Raw genomic sequence first — 21,092 nt, 5'->3', positions numbered from 1 at the left:
CTCGGGTGCGTCGGGGGGATCAGCCGTGGGCGGCGCGGTGCGCACGCGCGTAGAGGTCTTCGCAGCGCGTCAGCCAGCGATCGCGGGTGAACAGGCGCAGGACCCGTGCGTGCGGGACCGTGCGCGGGATCGCGAGGGCGTCGCCGATGGCCTGCGCGAGGGCCTGCGCGAGGGCCGGCCCCGCGTCCGGCGGCACGAGATGGCCGGCCTCGCCGACGACCTCCGCGGCCGCCCCCATGGCCAGGCCCGCCACCGGTACGCCGCAGGCCATCGCCTCGATGGCCACCAGGCCGAAGGGCTCGTCCCAGCAGGGCGTGAACAGGAAGACGGAGGCGCGGCCGATCTCGCCCGCCAGGGCGTCGCCGGAGAGATGGCCGCCGTAGCGGATCGATCCACCGAGCTGCGGGGCGATCTGCGCCTCCCAGTAATCCCGGTCCTCGATCGAACCGAAGAGCGTCAGGGGAAGGCCGGCGCGCCGGGCCGCCGCGACGGCGAGATGCGTGCCCTTGATCGGCGCGATGCGCCCGGACCAGACGGCGCCACCGTCTCCCCGTTCCCGGAAGGGCCAGGCCGCGGGATCGACGCCGTTGTGGAGCACGGACACCTCCGGTGGCGCGCCCTCGGGCCACCAGGTCCGGCGCTGAGCCTCCGAGGTCACGGTGATCCGGTGCCCGGGCACGAGGCTGTCCGATACGAACCAGCGCAGGGCGTCGTAGGGCGGGACGTGCAGCGACGTGACGGTGGCCACCCCCGCGAGACGCCGCCGCTCCAGGGGCAGGCGGCTCAACGCATTGTTGTGGAGTACGTCGAAGCCCCCGGCCGCGATCCGGTCGCAGGCGGCGGCGTATCCGGCATCCACGTGGGCTTTGAGCCCGGCATCGCCCCGATGTTCGAGCTCCGGAAAGCTGCGCTCGTGATGGACCGGGATCACCGGATCGACGGGGAAGCGCGGGTCGCTGTCCCCGGCGGCGAACAGGACCACGTCGTGTCCCCGCGCCATCAACCCGTCGGCCAGCGCCCAGCACTGGGCTTCCATGCCGCCCGCGAAGGGCCGCGCCACCGGATGGCGCAGATGGGCGAGGAGCGCGATCCTCACGCCGTCGCCGCCGCGGCGGCCTGGGCCTCCAGGTGGCGGATGACGGAGGCCGAGTTGCTGTAGGGCTGGTGGCTCTGCTGCCCGGTCAGCGCGAAGTCGCCGGCCTCCGGGCGACGCAGGATGCGGATCGGCCGGTCGGGGGTGTCGTCGATCAACCCCATCACCTTGAAGGCGTAGAGCCAGTGGCCCATCGTGCGGTAGCCCCACTTGGCCTCGAACAGCTCGGCGTTGCGCACGACGCTGTCGAGATGATGGACCGGCGGCATGTGATGGGGGTGGTACTGGTGATAGGCCAGCCCGCCCTTCATCCAGGCGATGGGGAGGCCGGCCTGGTCGAGGACCTTGCCGAAATCCGTGTCCTCGCCGCCGTAGCCGGTGTAGCGCTCGTCGAAGCCGCCCGTGGCCAGGAAGGTGGCGCGCCGGATGGCGAAGTTCAGGGACCAGAAGCAGCGGTAATCCGGGCAGATCTCGAGACCGGAGGCCGGGGGACCGCGGCGGTCGGAATGGCGCTCGGCGACCGCCGCGAAGCCCTCGCAGGTCCAATCCCCCGCGGTCGCGCGCTCGGGCAGGTGGAGGACCTCGCCCATGAGCAGGCCGTCGAGTTCCGCGAGGCCGCGCGCGTAGTCGGCCACGAGGTCGGGGGCCGGGATGCAGTCGACGTCGAGGAAGACGACGGCGTCGCCGCCGGCCGCCGCCACCCCCTGGTTCCGCGCCGCCGCCAGCGGCAGGTCGGTGCCCGGCACCAGGATCTGGCGGACCGGGAAGGCGACCTCGGGCAGATCGTAGGGCGCGTCCTGCATCACCGCCACGATGAACTCGGCGGGGGCTTGCGTCTGGCGCTCCAGGCCGCGGAGCAGGTTGCGCAGGTGCGCCGGCCGTCCCTTGGCCAGGGTCACGACGGAAACGGTGGACATGGGGCGGTCTGGCTCCGGGAGGTTCGAGCGCGGGGAAAGCGGGCGGTCAGCCGGCGGCAACGACCGTGAGGGCGGCGGGCGCCGCCGCGCCGTGCCAGAGCTCGTCGGTCAGGCCCTCGAGCCAGCCGGCGGCGCGGGCGGCGGCGTCCGGCGCGTACAGGCTGCGCAGCGGGGCGGTGTCGAGGGCGCGGGCCCGGGCGAGGAGGTCGCGCCAGCCCTGGAGATCGCCGGGCCAGACCGGGGCCTGGACGGCGGCGCCGAGGCGGACGAGGGCCTCGGCCTTGCGGGTCTGCTCGCCGAAATAGCGCCATTCGGGCATCACGATCAGGCGTCCGCCGACGCGGGCGACCTCGTGAATGGTGTTGTCGCCGGCGGAGGCCACCACGATGTCGGCGGTGGCGAGGTAGTCGGTCACCGAGGGCACCCAGCCGAGTTCGCGCAGGTTGGCGAAATCGGTCTCGTGGCCCTCGCGATGGGTCGGTCCCAGGGTCAGCCACAGGGCCTCGGGCGCGGCCCGGGCAGCCACCGTCAGGGGGGCGTAGGGCGTGCCGCTGCCCCCACCCCCGGTCACCGCGACGACGATCTCGCGGTCCGGGTCGAGGCCGAGCTTGTCCCGGGCCTCCGCCCGATCCGGCACCCGGTCGACGCTGGTGCAGAGCCCGCCGCTGTAGAAGGTTTTGGCCCGCAGGGCGGCCGGGTAATCGTCCTGCTCCATGCGCGCGTCGAAGGGGGCCAGCATGCCGACGCAGGCCTCGTAGGCGCCCACATGGCCGATATCGGTGCGGTCGCCGTGCATCCGGATCTGCACCGCCGGCACGCTGGCGATGCGCGCCAGCAGCGCGATCTCCGCCGAGACGTCGACCACGAACAGCCCGACGTCGCGCTCGTCGAGATGGTCGAGGATGCGCCGCATGGTCCGGCGCATCGCGGTGAGGCCGAGCGGCACGCAGTGCATGACCTGGGGCGTCGGTTCCGCGTAGAGACGCGGCGTCGGCACCTCGGCGCCGATCATGTTCGGCAGCGGCACGATCTCGATGTCGCGGGAGAACCCGTCGAAGAGCTGCGGGCCGGCGGTGAGGACGGAGACGGGCCGGTCCTGGGCGAAGGCGGCGGCCACCGCCATCGTGCGGTTGGCGTGGCCGCGTCCCTGGTGATGGACGAAGAACGCAATGGGTTTCTTCATGGCTGTCGGGTTCGCGATCCGTCAGGAAAACAGGGCGTCGGGTTTCAGGGCGGCGGCGATCTCAGGGGCCGCCGGCCGGCGCAGGACCCGGATCGCGGGGGCGTCGTCGGCCCAGTCGATCAGCCCGGCGGCCCGGAACTGGTCGAGCCAGTAGGTCATGCACCAGCGCCCGTGCGTGTGCCGGAAGCGGGCGGCGTTGGCGAGGATGGAATCGAAGTGCTGCAGCGGCGGCACGTGGACGGGATGATGCTGGTGGTAGGCCCGGGCGCCCCCGACCCAGTAGGTCGGCAGCCCGGAGGCCGCCAGGCGCGCGGCGAGGTCGGTCTCCTCGCCGCCATAGCCGCGATAGGCCTCGTCCATGCCGCCGACGGCGCGCCAGGACCGGGCCGGGAGCGCGAAGGACAGCCCCCAGAGCTGGCCGGGATCGGCCTCCCGGTGCAGGCCCTCCGGCGGGACCGAGGGGCGCGCCGGATGGGTCCGGCCGAGCCGGGCCAGCGCCGCTTCGTCGGTGGCCGCTTCCGGGCTCAGCCCTTCGGGCAGGTACAGGACCTCGCCGAGGAACAGGCCGTCGGTCTCCCCCGCCGCACGCCGGTAGGCCTCAACCACGGTGGGGGAGGGGATGCAGTCCACGTCGAGGAAGATCAGCAGCTCGCCCGCGGCGGCCTCGGCCGCGCGGTTGCGGGCGGCGGCGAGGGGCAGCGGCTCTCCGGCCACGTGGCAGTGGCGCACGGGGCAGCCCGGGTCCGGCAGGTCGGGCGCGCGGTCCGGCTGCATCCAGGCGATCACCAGTTCGCCCGGGCGCACGGACTGGCGCGCCAGCCCCGCCATTAGGTTGCGCAGGCGGTCGGCCCGGCCGCGCACCAGGGTGAGCACGCTCGCGCCCAGACCGCCGGATGCCCCGCTGGATGGTCCGGCGGACGGCTCAGCCGGCATCGGCCAGCATCCGGCGGAAATGGCCGACACCCTCGATGATGCCGCGGGCGTGCGAGGCCCGGGCGACGTAGGAGTGCTGCAGGGCGGCGTTGCTGGCGAGATCGTCGGAGTAGTTGGCCACGATGATCGCCTGGGCCTGGGCGCGCAGCATCTCGACGTCGTTGCCGGAGTCGCCGGCCACGAACACCGCCTGCTCCGGCAGGCCGTAGAGGGCTCGGACATGGCCCACCGCCGTGCCCTTCGAGGCCGCCTCCGGCAGGACGTCGAGGTAGAGGCCGTGGCTGTGGATCACGCTCGCGGACAGTCCCGCCCGCGCGAGCCCTGCGCGGACCCGCTGGGCGGTCGCCGCATCCCCGAAATAGCTGAGCTTGTGCCCGCGCTGCTCCAGGGGCCCCTGGGGCACGAGGCCGTCGAGATCGGCGAGCGCCGCGCGCACCTCCGCCCGGTCCCAGCCGGCCGAGACGGTGGCGCGCCAGGCGGCATCGGCCGTGTAGGTTACGCCGTTGGGGTCGAGGTGGTAGATCTCCGATCCCACCGAGGTGATCATCACCTGGGGGCGTGGACTGGCCTGCTGCTCCAGGATCGCCATGGCGCTGTGGAACGAGCGGCCGGTGGCGACCCCGAAGGCGAGGCCCGCCTGCCGGCTGCGCCAGCGCCGGAAGATGCCGAGCGCCGCCTCGCAGCCCACCAGGGTGTTGTCGATGTCGCAGACGAGGAGCTGACGCGCACCCGCCAACGGTGGGATCGGGACGAGCAACGCCCGCAGCAGGTCGTGGTAGCGCGCGGCGTGCCGGTCCCAGTCGTAGGCGGCCGCCGCGCGGGCGCCCCCCGCCACGCAGCGGGCATAGAGGGCGGGATCGTCCAGGATGCGCAGGCACGCCGCCGCGATGGCGTCGGGGGTGCGCGGATCGACCAGCAGCCCGTTGCCGCAGGTCTCCACGATGTCGTTGGGGCCGCCGCTGTCGGTGGCCACCAGCGGCAGGCCCGCGGCCGAGGCCTCCAGCAGGGTCAGGCCGAAGGGCTCGTTGAGGGCGGGATTGACGAAGAGGCCGCCGCGCGCGCGGGCATAGGCGTAGAGGGCCGGGACGTCCTCCGGCCCGTGGGTCTTGGGATAGGCCACCCGCCCGTAGAGGTCGTAGCGGTCGATCAGCACCAGGATTTCCCGCATGGTGCCGGCCATGTCGCCGTCGAGGGCATCGATGTCCTCGCGGGTCCCGGCCATCAGGACGAGGTTGGCCCGCGCCTGCAGGGCGGGGCTCTCGCCGTAGGCCCGGACCAGGGCGCCGAGGTTCTTGCGCGCCACCGGCCGGGCGAGGGCGAGCAGCACCGGCTTGCCCGGATCCTGCAGGAAGCGGTCGATGGTGGCGTCCACGCGCGGCAGGGGTTCGGCTGCCGCGAACCGGGCCAGATCGCTGCCCGGCGGCAGGACGCGGATGCGACCCGGATCGTAGGCCGCATACCCGGCATACTGCACCTCGGCCTCGTCGCGGGACGAGGCGACGACGAGGCTTGCGCGCGCGAGCGCGCCCTCCTCGGCGTCGATACGGCGGGCGAGCTCGGGGCAGGCTTCGGCGCCGTGGCCGAGCATCGATGCCTTGACCCGCCCGAGGGAATGGGCCGTGAACACGAAGGGAATGCCGAGGGCATCCTCGACGATCGTCGCCACGGTGGCGGCATCGGCGTAGTGGGCGTGGATCAGGTCGGGGGGCTGCGGCTGGGCCGCGATCCAGGCCATGAGGTTGCGCGCGAAGCTGTCGACCTCCGCGTGCATCTCCTCCTTCGAGCGGTAATCCGCTGACGTGCTCGCGAGCCGCACGAGCGCGACCTTGTCGGAGATCCGCTCTTCGGGCACGGCGTAGTCCGGGCCGAGCGCGCCGCGGAACAGGCGCGTCGCGATCACGATCCGCGCGATGCGGTCATCCTGGGACGAAGCGGCCACCAGATCGAGCAGGTAGCGGATGTGGCCACCCGTATCGGCGGTCAGACCGAACACGACCCCGCCGCCGCGAAGGCAGCCCTGCAGGGCAATATGCAAGACAAACATCAGGCCGCTTGCAACTCAAGCGTCTTCTGACAAACAGAATTCAGACAAAGAAGCGTTATCGGGGAAGTACATACCGTGATTCGTGTTGCCCAAGTCGCCCCCAACATATTCCCCGTTCCCCCCAGGCACCACGGCGGCACGGAGAGGGTGATACATGACCTCAGCACAGCACTGGTTGACCTAGGGGTGGAGGTAACGCTCTTCGCGCCGTCCGACAGTGCGACAGGTTTGCCGCGCATCGGCGACCAGCCGAGCCTCGCGGCCCTGGAGCAGCGCCACGGGCGGGTGGCGCCGGGCGTCCCGGCAGCCCTGGACGCCCTGCAACTGGAAGCGCTGCGGTCCCGGCTGGACCAGTTCGACATCGTGCATTGCCACGGCGAGTTCGCCCATGCGGCGCTCCTCGGCGCGCGCCGGCGGCACAGCCTGACGACAGTGCACTGGCGGGTGGACGAACTCGACCGGGAACTGTTCTTCGCGGGCTTCCCCGACCTGCCGGTGGCGGCGATCTCGGCGGCGCAGGCGGCCGGCATCCCCCCGGCGAACCGGGCCGGGATCGTGCATCACGGCCTCGCGCGCGACCGCTACGCCCTGAGCACGCAGCCCGGCCCGCACGTCGCCTTCGTGGGCCGGATGACCGACCAGAAGCGGCCCGACACGGCGATCCGGGTCGCGCGCGCCGCCGGCCTGCCGATCCGGCTCGGGGGCACGATCGATGTCGGCAATCCCGACTATTTCGAGCACCGGGTGCGCCCGCTCCTGGGGGAGGACGCCGCCTATCTCGGCCCCGTGGACGATGCCCGGAAGGCCGACCTCCTGGGGAGCGCGCGGGCGCTCCTCTTCCCCATCGACTGGCCGGAGCCCTTCGGCCTGGTGATGATCGAGGCGATGGCCTGCGGCACGCCCGTGGTGGCCTGGAACCGCGGCTCCGTGCCGGAGATCGTCGAGGACGGCGTGACCGGCTTCATCGTCGCTTCCGAGGCGGATGCGGTGGCCGCCCTGGCCCGGATCGGTGAGCTCGACCGGACCCGGATTCGCCGGCGCTTCGAGGCGCGCTTCACCGCCGCGCGCATGGCGGCCGACTACCTCGCCCTCTATCGGCGCCTGCTGGCCGCCTGATGCGCGTCGCCCTCCTCGCCTGGGACTACCCGCCGGCCCCGAGCGGCCTCTCGACCGCGGCCCGCGAGATCGCCGAGAGCCTCGCCGGGTCCGGCGCAGACGTCACGGTCTTCAGCCTCGACCGGACCGGTGGCGAGCGCCGCGGGGGCGTCACGGTGGCGGGCCTCGCCCTTCCGCCCGGCGGCGGGCTGGCACGCCTGCGCCGCTGGGGGGCCGCGGGACACCTCGCCGCGCCGCTCGCCTTCCGCCGCGCCGTCCTGGCGGCGCATGCCCGCCAGCCGTTCGACGTCGCGGAAGCCACGAACTGGTACGCCCCCGCCGCCTTGCTGGCCGGGCGCCGGGACCTCCCGCTGGTCACGCGAAGCTCGACGCCCGCCGCCTTCACCCGGGACGCCCCCGCCAGCCTGCGCGACCGCCTCGACGGTGCGGCCGCCGACGCCCTGGAGCGCGCCCAGGCCCGGGGCAGCGCCGGCCTCATCGCCAACACCGCCGCGCACGGGGCGGTGATTGCCCGGGCCTACGGCCTGTCGGGACGGCAGCCGGAGGCGGTGATCGGCCTCAGCCTTCCGCCGGAGATCACGGCCGCGGCGCGCGGGGCCTCCTATCCGGACGAGACCGGGCCGGTGCGCCTGCTCTTCGTGGGCCGGGCGGAGGCGCGCAAGGGCTTCGACGCGCTCCTCGGCGCGATCGCGATCCTGGCCGACGCGGCGGAGCGGGGCGCCGGTCCCCCCTTCCGCCTGGACCTGATCGGCGTGCCCCCGGAGGATCTGCCGGGCGACCTGCCCGAGGCGGCCCGTGCCCGCATCCACGCCCGCGGTCGGGTCCCGGCCGGGGCCCTGGCCCAGGCCTATGCGGAGGCCCACGCGGTGCTCGCCCCCTCCCGCTACGAGAGCTTCGGTCTCGTCTACCAGGAGGCCCTCGCCTATGGCCGGCCGGTGGTGGCCTGCGCCGCGGACGCGAGCGCCCGCGCCTTCGTGGGGGCGCCGGGTGCAGGGCCCCTGGCGTCGGAGGCCACCGGTGCGGCCCTGGCGGAGGCCCTGCGTCCGCTCCTCGCCGATCCGGCTCTGCGCGCGGCCTACCGGGGGCGGGCGCTGGCGGCATCCGGCCGCTTCACCCGGGAGGTCCTGGCGCGCGAGACCCTCGACCTCTACGCCCGCGCCGTCGCGGCGGCCCAAACCGGCCCGCGCCGGCGCGCTTCCGCGCCTCAGTCCCGGTAGGGGCGCAGCAGCGCGGCTTCCTCCTCGGGGCGCCCGTGCCCGGGCGCGAGGCGCTCGTAGCGCCGCGAGCGCGCCAGGACGTGGGCCCGGTCGAGATGATGCGCGATCGTCCCGTGCAGGGCGATGAGGCTGCGCGGCCAGCCGCCGTCGAGCACCGGCCGCTCGTGCACGCGGCCGGCATAGCGCACGGACCGGCGGTTCAGCCGGTACTGGACGTCCGGGTAGACGTCCGAGAGGCGGCCGTCGACGTGGTTCCGGCGCGCCAATCCGATGGAGACGACATCCCCCGCCTCGGCCAGGGCCGCCAGCGCCGGCAGCCGCCGGCCGGCCTCGGCGGACAGGGTCTCGTCGGCGTCGAGCTGCAGCATCCAGGTATGGCGGGCGAGGTCCTGAAGGGCGTTGCGCTGGGCCGCGAAGTCCTGCCCCAGGGGCCGGGCCCCCACCCGAACGGCGCCCCGCGGGAACGCGGCGGACGGCACCACGCCCGGCGGACGCGCCTCGGCATCGGCGAGGATCACGACGTCGTCGGTCCAGGCCGCATGGACCGCGAGCGTCGCCAGGACAGCCTCCACGGCGTCGGGGCGGCAGAGCAGGCCGAGGGAGACGGGCCGCCCCGCCGCCCGGTCGAGGGCGTAGAGCGCCGCGCATGCGGCGTGCCGGTCGTGTGGCCGGCTGAGCGCCGCGCGCCCTGCCGCGTCACGGGGCCGGACGCCGCGCCCGTGGCCGGTCGCGGCGCTGCGCAGGGTGTAGAGGTCGAGGCCGTAGGGCGCATCCGGGTCGGGGTCGAAGACCGGGCCGGCGAGCTGCGCGGCCAGGTGCGCCCGGCATTCCGCCGGATCGGCCGCCACCTCCAGCAGGAGGCCGCAGGCGCCGCAGGCGATGGGAAACCTCCTGACCCGCCCGTTCGGGTAGGCGAGGGTACGGCTGCTCGGCCCGAGCATGTCGGCCGCGCAGACGAAGCATCGGCGCATCATCGGTCCCGGACCCTTCGTCTCACCGCGGACATCCCGGCGCTCACCGGAGACGGTCTGCTTTCATCAACTGACTCTGCACCAATCGACTCGGCCTGTAGCGGAAGGATCCGAACGGACCTTGCCGCGCCGGGCCGGCGCCATACGTCCGCTGCTCCGCGAACCCCTGCCGCCATCGGACTTCTACCAAGTGGACCTCCCGGTCGACTCCCCGCGCAGGCTCGACCTGTTCCCCGCCGCCTCGGGACCGCTCGCCATCGTCGGCAATGCGCCGGGCCTCGATGCCGCCGCCGCGATCGACGCGGCGTCCTGCGTCGTGCGCTTCAACAACGCGCCGGGCTTCGGCGGCCGCGCCGGCGTCCGGGTCACCCATCTCGCCCTGGTCAATCGGGGCGGGCAGATGCGCGAGTGGCTCCGCGATCCGCGCTTCCTCGACCGCCCGGTGGTCCGGTGTGCGGATGCCTTCATCCTGCCGTTCCCGATGCTGCCGGCGGAGCAGAACCGCCCCGAACAGGTGTGCTGGACCCGCGAGGTGCTGGACCTGCTGGCTCCCCTGGGCAAACCCGTCCACATCCTGCCCGAGGACCTGCATCGGGCGGCACGGCTCCGGCTCGCACCCGTCACCACCGACCCTGGACCGGCCGGGCGGCCGAACCCGAGCACCGGCTTCCTGGTGACGCTGGCCTTCCTCCTGGGCCGCCCCCTCCGGCGCGGCCCGGTCGCGGCGCATGGCTTCGGCTTCGACGGCTGGCCCGGCCATCCCTGGACGGCCGAGCGCGCCTGGTTCCGGCAGGCCGAGGCGGCCGGGCATCTCCGCCTCCATCCTTGCCATTCCTGAACGCCGCCACCCGACTTCCCAGTCCTCTCCGACCGCCCCGCCCAGGATCGCGCCCCTCCGATGACGACACTCATCACCGTCCTGAAGAGCGGCGGCCGCTACGACGCGGCCTGGGTCGAGCGCCTCGCCCGCGGCGTGCGCCGCCACGCCCCGGCCTTCGACCGGATCCTCTGCCTCACGGACCTGCCCCTGGCCGTGGCCGGCGTGGAGCGCGTGCCGCTCCGGCACGACTGGCCGGCCTGGTGGGCGAAGATGGAGGCGTTCCGCCCCGGGCTCACGCGCGGACCGACGCTGCTCTGCGACCTCGACACCGTCCTCACCGGGCCGGCCGATGCCCTGGCGGAGCCGGGCCTCACCGCCATGGAGGATTACTTCCACAAGGGCCGCCTCTCCAGCGCCCTGCTGCGGTGGCGGGGCGGCGAACTGGATTTCCTCTACACCGCCTTCGCGGCCGAGCCGGCGCGCTGGATGGCGGCCGGTTCCTGCGGACCGGTGCCGAACGCCGTGCACGGGGATCAGGTCGTCATCGACCACCTGCTGCGCCGGGAGGGCCTGACTCCGGATTTCTTCCAGCATCGGTCCCCCGCGCTGCTCGATTTCTACGACCCGCGACGGGCCGAACACGGTCCGGTGGTCATCTTCATCGGCGAGTCAAAGCCCGATACCGCGACCGGCCCGATCCGGACCGCCTGGGACGGCGCGTCGCCCGCGCGGGGCGACGATCCCGCCGGGGCCTCGGGAGCCGTGCGCTGACCCTTCATCTTTACGGCCGGCATCGGACGGGACATCTTCGACGTTCACAATGTCGCACTCGGCTCGACGTAAAACGAAGCTGCATTGAAGGTGTAAAAAGTGTTTCCGGATGTTTTCTCTGAGTAAATAGTTGGGAATTTTTTCGAAGGCTTAACCCCTGCCGGCTCAGACCCTAAGCAGTGAGGTGGCCATGCAGGCGCTTTTAACGTGTGTTACTCAGAGGCATGACCAGCAGCTCTTACTCGCTGCGGCTCTGGTCTGTTCGATTGGCATCTACGCCGCGTCCGCCATTGCCACCCACGCCGCACGGGCGGAGGGCCTGACGCGTCTCAAGTGGGGGATTTCCAGCATCGTCGCGTCCGGGTGTACCGCCTGGGCCACGCACATGATCGCCTTGCTGGCGTTCCAGCCCGGCATGGCATCCGGCTTCGAGCCGATCCTCACGGCCGTCTCCCTGCTCCTGGTGATCGGCGGCATCGGCGCCGGGGTCCAGCTGTCCCTGGGTCAGCGAAGCCGTCTCCGCCGGTTTGCCGCGGGCGTGATCCTGGGCCTCGGGATCGCGGCCCTGCACTATGTCGGGCAAGCGTCGTATCGCGTGACCGGCCATGTCTCCTGGGACATGGGCCTGGTGGGCGCGTCCGTCCTGATCAGCCTCGTCCTCTCCGGCCTTGCCCTCATCGCGGCGGGCGAGCGCAATCGCCTGTGGCGCCGGGGCGCCGTCCCCCTTCTCCTCGGCTCGATCATCGTCCTGCACCTCTGCGGCATGACCGCGGCGACGCTGGTCTACGACCCCGAGGTCCAACTGCCGGCGACGGCCATCGCGCCGTCGACGATCGCGCCGATCATCGCCGCGATCTCGATCGGCCTGCTGGTGCTGGCCTTCGTCGGCCTGCGCATGACCTTGGCGGCCCGCGCGCAGCTGCGTCGCGACCGCGAGCGCCTGCGCGAGCTGGCGAGCCTGGCCCTCGAGGGGCTCGCCGTCTGCGAGGACGACACCATCACCACCGCCAATCGAAGCCTGGAACTGCTGTCCGGCCGGAGCCAGAGCGCGCTCATCGGTTCCAGCATCACCCGGATGCTGCCGGGATTGATGCTGGCCGACCTGCCCGAGCAGGAGGAGCGCGACGCCGAGCTCATCGACGCGGACGGCCAGGGCGTCCCGGTGCGGGTCCTGCGCAAGGACATCATGCTGGGGCACAAGCGCCAGACGGTCGTCGCCTTCCGCGATCAGCGCGAGCGCCTGCGCTCCGAGGCCCGGCTTCGGACGCTCGCCTTCACCGATACCGTGACGGGCCTGCCGAACCGGGCCCGCTTCGGCGATCTGCTGGCCCACCACGCCGCCGCCCTGCGCGAGCAGGAGCGTGGCTTTGCCGTCCTGATGCTCGACCTCGACCGCTTCAAGTTCGTCAACGACACGCTCGGGCACGGGATGGGCGACGAGCTCCTGCGCAAGGTCGCGGCCCGCCTGCAGGCGGCCGTCGGCGAGGCCGACGTCGTCGCGCGCCTCGGGGGCGACGAGTTCGCGATCCTCCTCCTAAACCGGGCGGGCGCGCCGGGGCCGGAGGCCATCGCCGCGCGGATCGTCGAGGCGATCGACCGCGCCTTCCTGCTGGACGGCCAGCTGGTCCATGTCGGCGTCAGCGTCGGTGTCGCGATCGCCGTCCAGGACGGCCGTGAGCCCGACGCCCTGCTGCGCAACGCCGACCTTGCCCTCTACAAGGCCAAGGCCGAGGGCAGGGCGACCTTCCGGATGTTCGAGCCGGCGCTGGCCGAGCGGATGCAGGCGCGCAGCCGCCTCGAGGCCGACATGCGCCGCGCCCTGGAGGCCGGCGAGTTCGAGGTGCACTACCAGCCCCTCGTCGACTCGCAGACGGGCGTGGTCACGGCGGCGGAGGCCCTGGTGCGCTGGCGCCATCCCGAGCAGGGGCTCGTCGCCCCGGCCGACTTCATTCCCCTCGCGGAAGAGACCGGCCTCATCATGCCCCTCGGGGCCTGGGTGCTGCGGACCGCCTGCACCCATGCGGCGGCCTGGGCCGGCACGATCAAGATCGCCGTCAATCTCTCGCCGGTTCAGTTCCGGGACGACCGGCTTCCCGAGATGGTGGCCGCCGTCCTGGAGACGACGGGACTCCCCGCGAACCGGCTCGAGCTGGAGATCACCGAGGGGGTGATGCTCGACGACGAGACCCGCACCCTCGCGATGCTGACCAAGCTCAAAGCCATCGGGGTCGGCCTCGCCATGGACGATTTCGGTACCGGCTACTCGTCCCTGAGCTACCTGCGCCGCTTTCCGTTCTCGAAGATCAAGATCGATCGTTCGTTCGTCCGCCAGCTGCCCTCGGACCCCGAGAGCGCGGCCATCGTTCGGGCCATCATCACCATGGGGGCCTGCCTCGGCATGGCGACGACGGTCGAGGGGGTCGAGACCGCCGAGCAATACGCCTTCGTGGCGGCCGAGCAGTGCGGCCAGGTGCAGGGCTATCACGTCAGCCGCCCGCTGCCCCACGGCGACTTCCTGGCCTTTCTCACCGACACGAAGATGGCGGCCTGAGGATGCCCCGTCAGTCCGTCGGCACGCCGCGTCCTCGGAACGGGGACCCCGAAGCTCGAGCCTCATCGTGACGCGGCGTTGCCGTGAGCGGCGCACGCTCACCCGGATCGAGGGCCAGACCGTCCCGCTCGCCTCCGCGTGAAGACATCGCGCCGCGCGCCGGTGGCGTGCGGCTCTCGCCCCTTCAGACATCCATCGCCCCGCAGGCGGCCGGCAGGCCAAGGCCCGTCCGCCGCCTGCGGGGCCAGTCCAGAATCCAGGCATCTCCAGAGTCCAGGCATCCATGACCTTCCGCATCGGTACGCGAATCCAACTCATCACCGTCACGGCCCTCCTGTGCATGGCCGCGCTGATCGGCCTGTCGGCCTGGGATCTCTCGCAGGCGATCACGGACGCCCGTGAGATGAAGACGCGCGATCTCGTGGAGACCGCTCACGGCGTCCTGTCCTATTTCGAGGGGGAGGCGCGCGCCGGCCGGATGGACCGCGCGGCGGCGCAGGCGGCGGCCGTGGCGGCGGTGCGCGGGTTGCACTACGCCGGCAGCGAGTATTTCTGGATCCAGGACATGCAGCCCCGCATGGTGCTGCACCCCAAGGCCGAGCTCATCGGCAAGGACATCGGCGGAATCACCGATCCCACCGGCAAGCCTCTCTTCGCCGAGATGGTCGCGCGGGTCCGCCAATCCGGGGCCGGCTTCGTCCCCTACATGTGGTCGAAGCCCGGCGTCGCGGCTCCGGTCGCCAAGATCTCGTATGTCCAGGGGTTCGAGCCCTGGGGCTGGATCATCGGCTCGGGCATCTACGCCGACGACACGGCGGCCCAGCTCCGGCCGACCCTGGTGCGGCTGTTCGGCGCCGCGATCGTGGCCGCGATCCTGCTGGGGATCCTGGCGACGCTGATCGGACGCGGCGTGGCACGGCCCGTCGACACCCTGACGCGCGCGATGGAAGGGCTGGCCGCCGGCCATCTCGACCAGGCGGTCCCGGCCGCGCAAAGGGCCGACGAGGTGGGGCGCATGATCGGCGCCGTGCAGGTCTTCAAGGACAACCTGATCCGCACGCGCGTGCTGGAGGCCGAGACGGCGCAGGCGCGCCTGAGCGCCGAGGCGCAGCGCAGGGCCGGGATGTACCAGATGGCCGACGCCTTCGAATCGGCCGTCGGTGGCGTCATCGGCCTGGTCTCCTCGGCAGCCACCGAACTCCAGGCCACCGCGCAGGCGATGACCACCACCGCGACCGAGACCGCCAGCCAGTCGACGACCGTTGCCGCCGCCGCCGAGGAAGCCACCTCGAACGTCGGCACCGTCGCCGCAGCCGCCGAGGAGCTCGGCTCGTCGGTCCAGGAAATCGGCCGGCAGGTCACCGGCTCGGCCCAGCTGGCCCGGGCCGCCGTCGGCGAGGCGGATGAGACCGCGACCCTGGTGCGGGACCTGAGCGCGGCCGTCACGCGGATCGGGGACGTGGTCGGGTTGATCGCGTCGATCGCCCGCCAGACCAACCTCCTGGCGCTGAATGCGACCATCGAGGCGGCCCGTGCCGGCGAGGCCGGCCTCGGCTTCACCGTCGTGGCCTCCGAGGTGAAGGTCCTGGCGCAGCAGACCGCGGAGGCGACGAACGAGATCTCGCAGCAGATCGGGCAGATCCAGGCGTCGACCCGGCGGGCCGTGACGTCGATCGGCGGGATCGCCGGTCGGATCCAGGAGATCAGCGGCGTGGCCGCGTCGATCGCGGCTGCCGTCGAGCAGCAGGGAGCGGCCACGCAGGAGATCGTCCGGAACGTGAACCAGGCCGCGGCGGGCGCGGGCGAGGTCACCAGCAACATCTCCGGTGTGGCCTCTGCGGCCGAGGAGACCGGCGCCGCCGCCAGCCAGGTCCTCGGCGCGGCATCGGACCTCTCGCGCCAGGCCGAGCAGCTGAACCAGGAAGTCGGACGCTTCCTCGCGACCATCCGGGCCGCCTGAGCGGGGGCGTTCGTCGCGCGGGACGGGCGACGGGCCTGTCCCGGCCAGGCCTCCGCCCGATCCGGCGGGGGCCCGATGGCCTGGGATCGCCCCAGGCCCGTACCGCAGCCCTAGCCGACCACCAGGGTCAGGGCCCGATCTGCCGGCCCGAGGTCGACCCGGCGGCCCCAGTCGAAGGCGAGGAAGTCCTGCTCGATCCCGTCGGCGAAGACCACGCCGCCCTCGTTCATCCGTGACGTGACGGCGAGGACGGCCCCGGCGAGCCGGCCCGCCCGAAGGGTCGTCCCGGTGGCGACGCTCGGGAACGGCTCGCGCACCCAGTAGCCGACCGCCGCTTCCTCCGTGCCGATCCCGACGGTGAGGTGCGTCGCCTCGCCGATCGAGCGAGCCCAGCCGGTCAGGCCGGTGCCCGAGGCCACGATGAGGCCGCTCGACGACTGATCCTCGGCGGTGCCGTCGACCGCGATCCGGTAGCGCGCGGATTGATGGCTGCGGTGGCCGACGAAGATCTCGTTCAGGGCCACGAGCCGCTGGCCGCCGTCGAGGGCAGCCTGCACCATGGTGCGCCGCTCCACCGGGGCCGCTCCCGCGGCGCTGGCCGGGAGCAGGGTGCGCAGGCGTTCCACCGCGACCCGCGCGAGGGCGCCGTCGTAGAGGTCGGGGGCCGGATTGACGCCGATCACCGGCTGCGCGCGCAGGTACTTCGCCACGTTGGCGACGAGGCCGTCCTGGCCCACCGTGACGACGACGTCCTCGGGGGCGAACAGGAAGCGATCGAGGTCGATGCGCCGGGCCAGCGCCTGCCGCCAGTCCCCCGGCACCGCGGCCCGCGCCTGGCCGAGCACGGCGTGGAAGCGGGCGTGCCGGTCCTCGACCTCCGCGAGGCTCTGTCCGCGGCTCTCCAGGAAGAACCGGGCCTGGCCGCGGGTGGCGTGCCGGGCGAGCAGGGCCTCGTAATCGGTCTCGCGGACGACGAACACGGCGCGCGGGGTGATGACCGCCATGGCGCGTCCTCAGCGGGGCGGGGCGGGGGGTGCGACCGGCGGGGCCGCCCCGCGGAATGCCCCGAGGGCGCTCGCCAGCAGGTCCGGCGTGACGTTGACGTGCTCGATGGTCTCCAGCTTGCCCGCGAGTTCGCGGGCGGCCAGTCCGAGGAGCACGGCCGGCGGAAGGTCGCGGTAGATCGCGGCCCGGCGCTGCTCGGCCTCGGCCTGGGCGCCCTCGACGAGACGGATGCGCTCGGCCTCCGCCGCCGCCGCCAGCCCTGTCGCCTCGGCGAGGCCCGCCGCGCGGTCGCGGGCGTTCTCCGCCTCCCGCGCGATGAGCAGCGCTTCCTGCCGGGCCAGCTCCGTCCGGGTCTCCAGCTCGTTCTCCGCGATGGCCCGCTCCTTCTCCACCGCCAGGGCGCGCCGGGCGAAGGTCGCCGCATCGGCCTTCTGCTGCAGGGCCTCGAAGGTGGGCGTCTGCAGGGCGCGCTCCAGCTCGCTCGACGGCGCCAGGTTGGTGAGCCGCACCGAGACCACCGCGAGGCCGATCTCCGCCAGGGCCGGGGCCGTCCCCAGCACCGCCTCGAGGCTCAGGCGCAGGGGCTCGGGCCCGGCATCCAGGAGGGCGCCCACCGGGCTGGCGCCGATCACCTCCAGGACGGCCTGGCCGGCGATGCCGCCGAGACGCGCCTCGATCCGCTCGATCGGCTCGCCCTGCGGCCGGCCGGTGCGAAGCCCGAGGGAGAAGTCGACGCGGCTCGCCAGCAGCTCCGGGTCGACGACGCGCCAGCCGATCGTCCCCTGCACGACCACGGTCTGGAAGTCCCGGCTGCGGCCGCGCACGAACAGGGTCATCTCCCGGTCGTCCATCGGCACCTCGCTGATGCTCGCGGTTTCCGGCCGGAACCAGAAGACGAGGCCCCGCCCGCTCTGCCGGATGCGGCCGTTGCGGTAGCGGATGACGTGGCTGCTCGCCTCGCTCCTGAGCTGGGCGACCGGGCCGAGGTTGCGGATCGTAGCCATGGGACCCTCCTGTGGGGCGCGCACTGGGTTCAGAGCGGTTTCTGGAAGCGGTAGAGCTCGGCGGGCCGGAACGAGGTGCCGGCCTCGCGGGCGCCGGTGGGGACGAGCCAGCCGCGGTCGAGCATCCGGCGGCGGAAGGCGGGCTTGTTCAGGGCGGTGCCCAGGATCGCCTCGTGCACGTCCTGCAACTGGCGCAGGGTGAAGGCCTCGGGCAGCAGCGCGAAGGCGACGTCGGAATAGTCGAGCTTTCCCCGCATCCGCTGCACCGCCAGGGCGAGGATCGCGGCGTGGTCGAAGGCGAGGCGCAGCGGCGTCGCCCGGTCGGGGTCGCCCGCTGCGAAGGCCGCGACCGGGCCCCCCGCCTCGCCCGCCCAGGGCACCGCGAGGAGGGCGGCCGACAGCCCCGCCTCCTGCGCCAGCGCCCGGGCGAAGGCGGCCTCCGGCATCAGCGCGAGGTAGGCCACGGTGACGATGCGCATGCGCGGGTCGCGGTCGAGGGCGCCGAAGGTGTAGAGCTGCTCCCGGTGGGTGTCCGCCACCGCCGCCGGGGCGAACCCCGCCTTCTCGCGCAGCACGCGCTCGGCCGCGCCGTCCAGGGTCTCGTCGGGGCGCACGAAGCTGCCGGGCAGCGCCCAGCGGCCGGCATGCGGGTGCTGGGTGCGCTGCGTCAGGAGCACGGCCGGACGGCCGGCGCGCAGCCCCATCAGGACGAGATCGACGGTGAGGGCCGGCCGCGGGAAGGCGGCGGGGTCATACGCGCGGAGAAAGTCGTCCTCGGTCACGGCGGGGCCTTATGTCCATTTCACATCTAACTAAGATGCAAAATGGATATAAGTCAAGCCCGTGCTCCCGGGGGGCGCCCGATGGGTCGGCGGCGCCGGGCGTGGCCACGACCGGACGTTCGGGGAGGGCTATGCGGTGCCGTTCGGCTAGGGTCTGTCTTGGCGTTCGTCGTATCGGGATAAGCGGTTCCCCCGTATCCCCGACAAACGCCGGGCGCCGGGGATGTCCGAGCACCGGGAGGACGCGCGCATGAGCCTGGATCGACCGGACGGCCCGGGGCCGCGCCGCGTCCTCCTCCTGGGGGCGACCGGCACGATCGGACGGGCCACCGCGCGGGCGCTCGTGGCCCGCGGGCATGCGGTCGTCTGCCTCGTCCGGCGCCGGGTCGGTCCCACGCCCCCGACCGGTGCAGCCGACCCGCCCCGAGCGCCCCCGGGCGCCTCCGAACGGATCGTGGACTTCGCGGATCCCGCGTCGTTGGCGCGCGACGGCATCCGCGGCGAACGGTTCGACGTCCTGGTCTCGTGTCTCGCGTCGCGGACCGGATTGCCCGCGGATGCCTGGGCGATCGATTACGGCGTGTCGCGGAACGCCCTGGAGGCGAGCCGGGCGGCCGGCGTGACCCAGGTCGTCCTGCTGTCGGCGATCTGCGTCCAGAAGCCGATCCTCGCCTTTCAGCGGGCCAAGCTGGCCTTCGAAGCGGTCCTGGTCGCCTCGGGGCTCACCTACACCATCGTTCGGCCGACGGCCTTCTTCAAATCCCTCTCGGGCCAAGTGGAGCGCGTGAAGCGCGGCAAGCCCTTCCTGGTCTTCGGTGACGGGACCCTGACGGCCTGCAGGCCGATCAGTGACGGGGACCTGGGCCGCTACCTCGCGGATTGCCTCGATGACCCGGCGCGGCGCAATCGCGTGCTGCCGATCGGCGGACCGGGCGACGCCATCACGCCGCGGGCGCAGGGTGAGCGACTGTTCGCGCTGCTCGGGCGCGAACCGCGGTTCCGGCACGTTCCGGTCGCCCTGCTCGACGGGATCGTCGCCGTCATGGCGACGCTCGGACGCGGGGTGCCGGCGCTGGCGGCCAAGGCCGAACTCGCCCGGATCGGCCGCTACTACGCCACCGAGTCCATGCTCGTGCGCGATCCCGCCACCGGCCGATACGATGACGCGATGACCCCCGCGACGGGGTCGGAGACGCTGTTCGACTATTACGCCCAGCTGATCCGCGGCGAGGCGGTCGCCGAGCGCGGCGACCACGCGGTGTTCTGAGGCGGCGCGGCGCGCTCGGACCAGCACGCGCCACCCGGCTATGCTGAAGAATAGTACCGTGTTGCGAGATCAGCATCGCGCAGCATAATGCAATAAAGAGAGGCTTCAGTCGCGCCGGCGCCGTCATCCATGCAAGACTGGTATATCTGGCATATCGTATCTGGCATACCAAGGAGCGGCGGGACGCGTCATAAGCGCTGCAACGCCATCACCGCTCGGGACCGCCCTTCATGACCGCTCTGCTTCTCGTCGCCCTCGCCGGTACCGCCAACGTGGCGCTCGTGGCCTTCGTGGCCGACCGGCTGACCCCGAAGGACGCTGCCGTCACCGCGGCGGGCGAGCTCGTCGTCGTGAACGACAACGCCCCGGCCTCGGCGGTGAAGCTGGCCGCCTGACGGCCCGTCACCCTCTCCTGACGACCGGAGCCATCGGCCCCGCCTCCTCGAGGCGGGGCTTTTTCAGGTCTGTGTTCCGCCGCGGCCGAGGCCTGACGCGGGCGCTGCGGATCGGCTGCCGCGGACGTCCGCCTCGGCCCGGCCCACGGCGGCCGACGGCGGCCGCGTGATCGCCCGCTCGGATCGGCGCTTGAGCAGCAGGCCGATGCCGACCACGAGGGCGGCCCCGAGGGCGCCCATCGCGTGCGGGACGGCGCCCTGCAGGGCCGCGGGCAGCCCCTCGATCAGGTGCCGCTGGACCAGCCGATCGGTGCCGATCATCTCGCCGGCCACCCAGCCCAGCAATCCGCCGCCGAACCAGATCAGGACCGGGAACCGGTCGATCAGCCGGGTGATCAGGCTTGCGCCGACCACCAGGAGCGGCACCGACAGGGCGAGGCCGATGATGAAGAGCGCGTCGTGCCCCTTGGCGGCCCCCGCCACCGCCACGACGTTGTCGAAGCTCATGACGGCATCCGCCACCACGATGGTCCAGATCGCCCTGGGCAGGCTGGAATGCTCCTGGATGGCGCTCTCGTCCTCCGCCTCGCCGCAGACGAGCTTGACGGCGATGTGCAGCAGGATGAGGCCGCCCACCACCTTCAGGAGCGGCACCGCCAGCAGCTGCGAGATGATGACGGCGAAGAAGATCCGCAGCAGGGCCGCCGCGAGGGCGCCCGCGAAGACGCCGATCCGCCGCTGCCGCTCGGGCAGGCCGCGGCAGGCCATGGCGATGACCACCGCGTTGTCGCCCGACAGGATGATGTCGATCCAGACGATCTGCAGGAGCGACAGCAGGAAGGAAGAGGTGAAGTAGGAATCCACGCGGAAAACGCCTCTGCTGCTCCGGCTCGGCGAAGCGATGGGGGACCGGGCAACGCGCTCGGGATGCTGAAGGGACCGGCACGGCCGCGCGCGGCGGACCGGTTTCGGACACGATCGAGGGATTGGCTTCGACGGCGGAGCGGAGCACGGGCGTCCGCCGCGCGACCTCGCGCGCGACGAGGGCCTGCAGGGCGAGCGG

At 72.9% G+C, this 21,092-nt stretch carries 18 protein-coding genes; 8 read left to right on the top strand and 10 right to left on the bottom strand.

All coding sequences use genetic code 11. The features are described 5' to 3' along the window. Nucleotides 1-19 precede the first annotated feature (19 nt). From ASF58_RS22045 to ASF58_RS22025, 5 genes are read right to left on the bottom strand one after another with little or no spacing between them, the layout of a single operon-like run. Complete coding sequence (locus ASF58_RS22045) at nucleotides 20-1,096, bottom strand: glycosyltransferase (protein WP_055957625.1); 1,077 nt, start codon at nucleotides 1,094-1,096, stop codon at nucleotides 20-22. After that, entirely contained in the window at nucleotides 1,093-2,010 is a 918-nt protein-coding gene (locus tag ASF58_RS22040) for a galactosyltransferase-related protein (RefSeq protein WP_055957622.1), read from the bottom strand. Before ASF58_RS22040 ends, ASF58_RS22045 begins: the two co-directional genes overlap by 4 nt. Before the next feature lie 46 nt (nucleotides 2,011-2,056). Then, nucleotides 2,057-3,193: a glycosyltransferase gene (locus tag ASF58_RS22035; RefSeq protein WP_055957619.1), complete on the bottom strand. Its 1,137-nt coding sequence runs from the start codon at nucleotides 3,191-3,193 to the stop codon at nucleotides 2,057-2,059. 21 nt (nucleotides 3,194-3,214) lie between these two features. Beyond that, nucleotides 3,215-4,126, bottom strand: a complete 912-nt coding sequence (locus tag ASF58_RS22030) for a galactosyltransferase-related protein (RefSeq protein WP_200930236.1) — start codon at nucleotides 4,124-4,126, stop codon at nucleotides 3,215-3,217. Then, complete coding sequence (locus ASF58_RS22025) at nucleotides 4,116-6,170, bottom strand: HAD-IIB family hydrolase (RefSeq protein ID WP_055957616.1); 2,055 nt, start codon at nucleotides 6,168-6,170, stop codon at nucleotides 4,116-4,118. The genes ASF58_RS22030 and ASF58_RS22025 overlap by 11 nt, the downstream gene beginning before the upstream one ends. Before the next feature lie 75 nt (nucleotides 6,171-6,245). Between ASF58_RS22025 and ASF58_RS22020 the strand changes: the two genes are divergently transcribed. Continuing rightward, on the top strand, nucleotides 6,246-7,286 hold the full coding sequence (locus tag ASF58_RS22020; RefSeq protein ID WP_055957613.1) for a glycosyltransferase family 4 protein: 1,041 nt from the start codon (nucleotides 6,246-6,248) through the stop codon (nucleotides 7,284-7,286). Continuing rightward, nucleotides 7,286-8,503 carry a glycosyltransferase family 4 protein gene (locus ASF58_RS22015; protein WP_055957611.1) on the top strand — a complete coding sequence of 406 codons (1,218 nt, stop codon included), beginning with the start codon at nucleotides 7,286-7,288 and terminating at the stop codon, nucleotides 8,501-8,503. The genes ASF58_RS22020 and ASF58_RS22015 overlap by 1 nt, the downstream gene beginning before the upstream one ends. Here the strand turns inward: ASF58_RS22015 and ASF58_RS22010 are convergent. Beyond that, nucleotides 8,491-9,474, bottom strand: coding sequence for a hypothetical protein (locus ASF58_RS22010; RefSeq protein WP_055957704.1), 984 nt, complete (start codon nucleotides 9,472-9,474; stop codon nucleotides 8,491-8,493). The two genes, ASF58_RS22015 and ASF58_RS22010, sit on opposite strands and share 13 nt — an antisense overlap. A gap of 190 nt (nucleotides 9,475-9,664) precedes the next feature. Between ASF58_RS22010 and ASF58_RS22005 the strand changes: the two genes are divergently transcribed. The 4 genes from ASF58_RS22005 (at nucleotide 9,665) to ASF58_RS21990 (ending at nucleotide 15,576) form a co-directional block, all read left to right on the top strand. Beyond that, nucleotides 9,665-10,312 carry a hypothetical protein gene (locus tag ASF58_RS22005; protein ID WP_200930239.1) on the top strand — a complete coding sequence of 216 codons (648 nt, stop codon included), beginning with the start codon at nucleotides 9,665-9,667 and terminating at the stop codon, nucleotides 10,310-10,312. Between the two features lie 60 nt (nucleotides 10,313-10,372). Next, nucleotides 10,373-11,065 carry a hypothetical protein gene (locus ASF58_RS22000; RefSeq protein WP_055957609.1) on the top strand — a complete coding sequence of 231 codons (693 nt, stop codon included), beginning with the start codon at nucleotides 10,373-10,375 and terminating at the stop codon, nucleotides 11,063-11,065. Between the two features lie 190 nt (nucleotides 11,066-11,255). Continuing rightward, nucleotides 11,256-13,616: an EAL domain-containing protein gene (locus ASF58_RS21995; protein ID WP_055957606.1), complete on the top strand. Its 2,361-nt coding sequence runs from the start codon at nucleotides 11,256-11,258 to the stop codon at nucleotides 13,614-13,616. A 283-nt stretch (nucleotides 13,617-13,899) separates the two neighbouring features. Next, complete coding sequence (locus ASF58_RS21990; protein ID WP_055957602.1) at nucleotides 13,900-15,576, top strand: cache domain-containing protein; 1,677 nt, start codon at nucleotides 13,900-13,902, stop codon at nucleotides 15,574-15,576. Nucleotides 15,577-15,686: 110 nt separating this feature from the next. Here ASF58_RS21990 and ASF58_RS21985 read toward each other — a convergent pair whose 3' ends face one another. The 3 genes from ASF58_RS21985 to ASF58_RS21975 are packed head-to-tail and all read right to left on the bottom strand — an operon-like array spanning nucleotide 15,687 to nucleotide 18,367. Continuing rightward, a complete protein-coding gene (locus ASF58_RS21985) occupies nucleotides 15,687-16,580 on the bottom strand; it encodes an NAD(+)/NADH kinase (protein WP_055957599.1) in 894 nt (297 codons plus the stop codon). Nucleotides 16,581-16,589: 9 nt separating this feature from the next. Next, the gene (locus ASF58_RS21980) at nucleotides 16,590-17,585 is read right to left on the bottom strand and encodes an SPFH domain-containing protein (protein WP_055957596.1); all 996 of its coding nucleotides are present in this window, start codon (nucleotides 17,583-17,585) and stop codon (nucleotides 16,590-16,592) included. Between the two features lie 29 nt (nucleotides 17,586-17,614). Next, entirely contained in the window at nucleotides 17,615-18,367 is a 753-nt protein-coding gene (locus tag ASF58_RS21975) for an NUDIX domain-containing protein (RefSeq protein WP_055957593.1), read from the bottom strand. A 250-nt stretch (nucleotides 18,368-18,617) separates the two neighbouring features. Between ASF58_RS21975 and ASF58_RS21970 the strand changes: the two genes are divergently transcribed. Beyond that, entirely contained in the window at nucleotides 18,618-19,634 is a 1,017-nt protein-coding gene (locus ASF58_RS21970) for an NAD(P)H-binding protein (protein ID WP_055957699.1), read from the top strand. Between the two features lie 230 nt (nucleotides 19,635-19,864). Next, nucleotides 19,865-20,029, top strand: coding sequence for a hypothetical protein (locus ASF58_RS26770; RefSeq protein ID WP_200930235.1), 165 nt, complete (start codon nucleotides 19,865-19,867; stop codon nucleotides 20,027-20,029). A gap of 63 nt (nucleotides 20,030-20,092) precedes the next feature. On the opposite strand, the gene ASF58_RS21965 is transcribed toward ASF58_RS26770, so the two are convergent. Continuing rightward, complete coding sequence (locus ASF58_RS21965) at nucleotides 20,093-20,893, bottom strand: TerC family protein (RefSeq protein WP_055957590.1); 801 nt, start codon at nucleotides 20,891-20,893, stop codon at nucleotides 20,093-20,095. Between the last annotated feature and the right edge of the window lie 199 nt (nucleotides 20,894-21,092).

The organism is Methylobacterium sp. Leaf125, from assembly GCF_001423085.1.
Lineage (GTDB): Bacteria > Pseudomonadota > Alphaproteobacteria > Rhizobiales > Beijerinckiaceae > Methylobacterium.
Note: the sequence above shows the minus strand (reverse complement) of the source record. Positions and strands in the feature narration are given on the sequence as shown.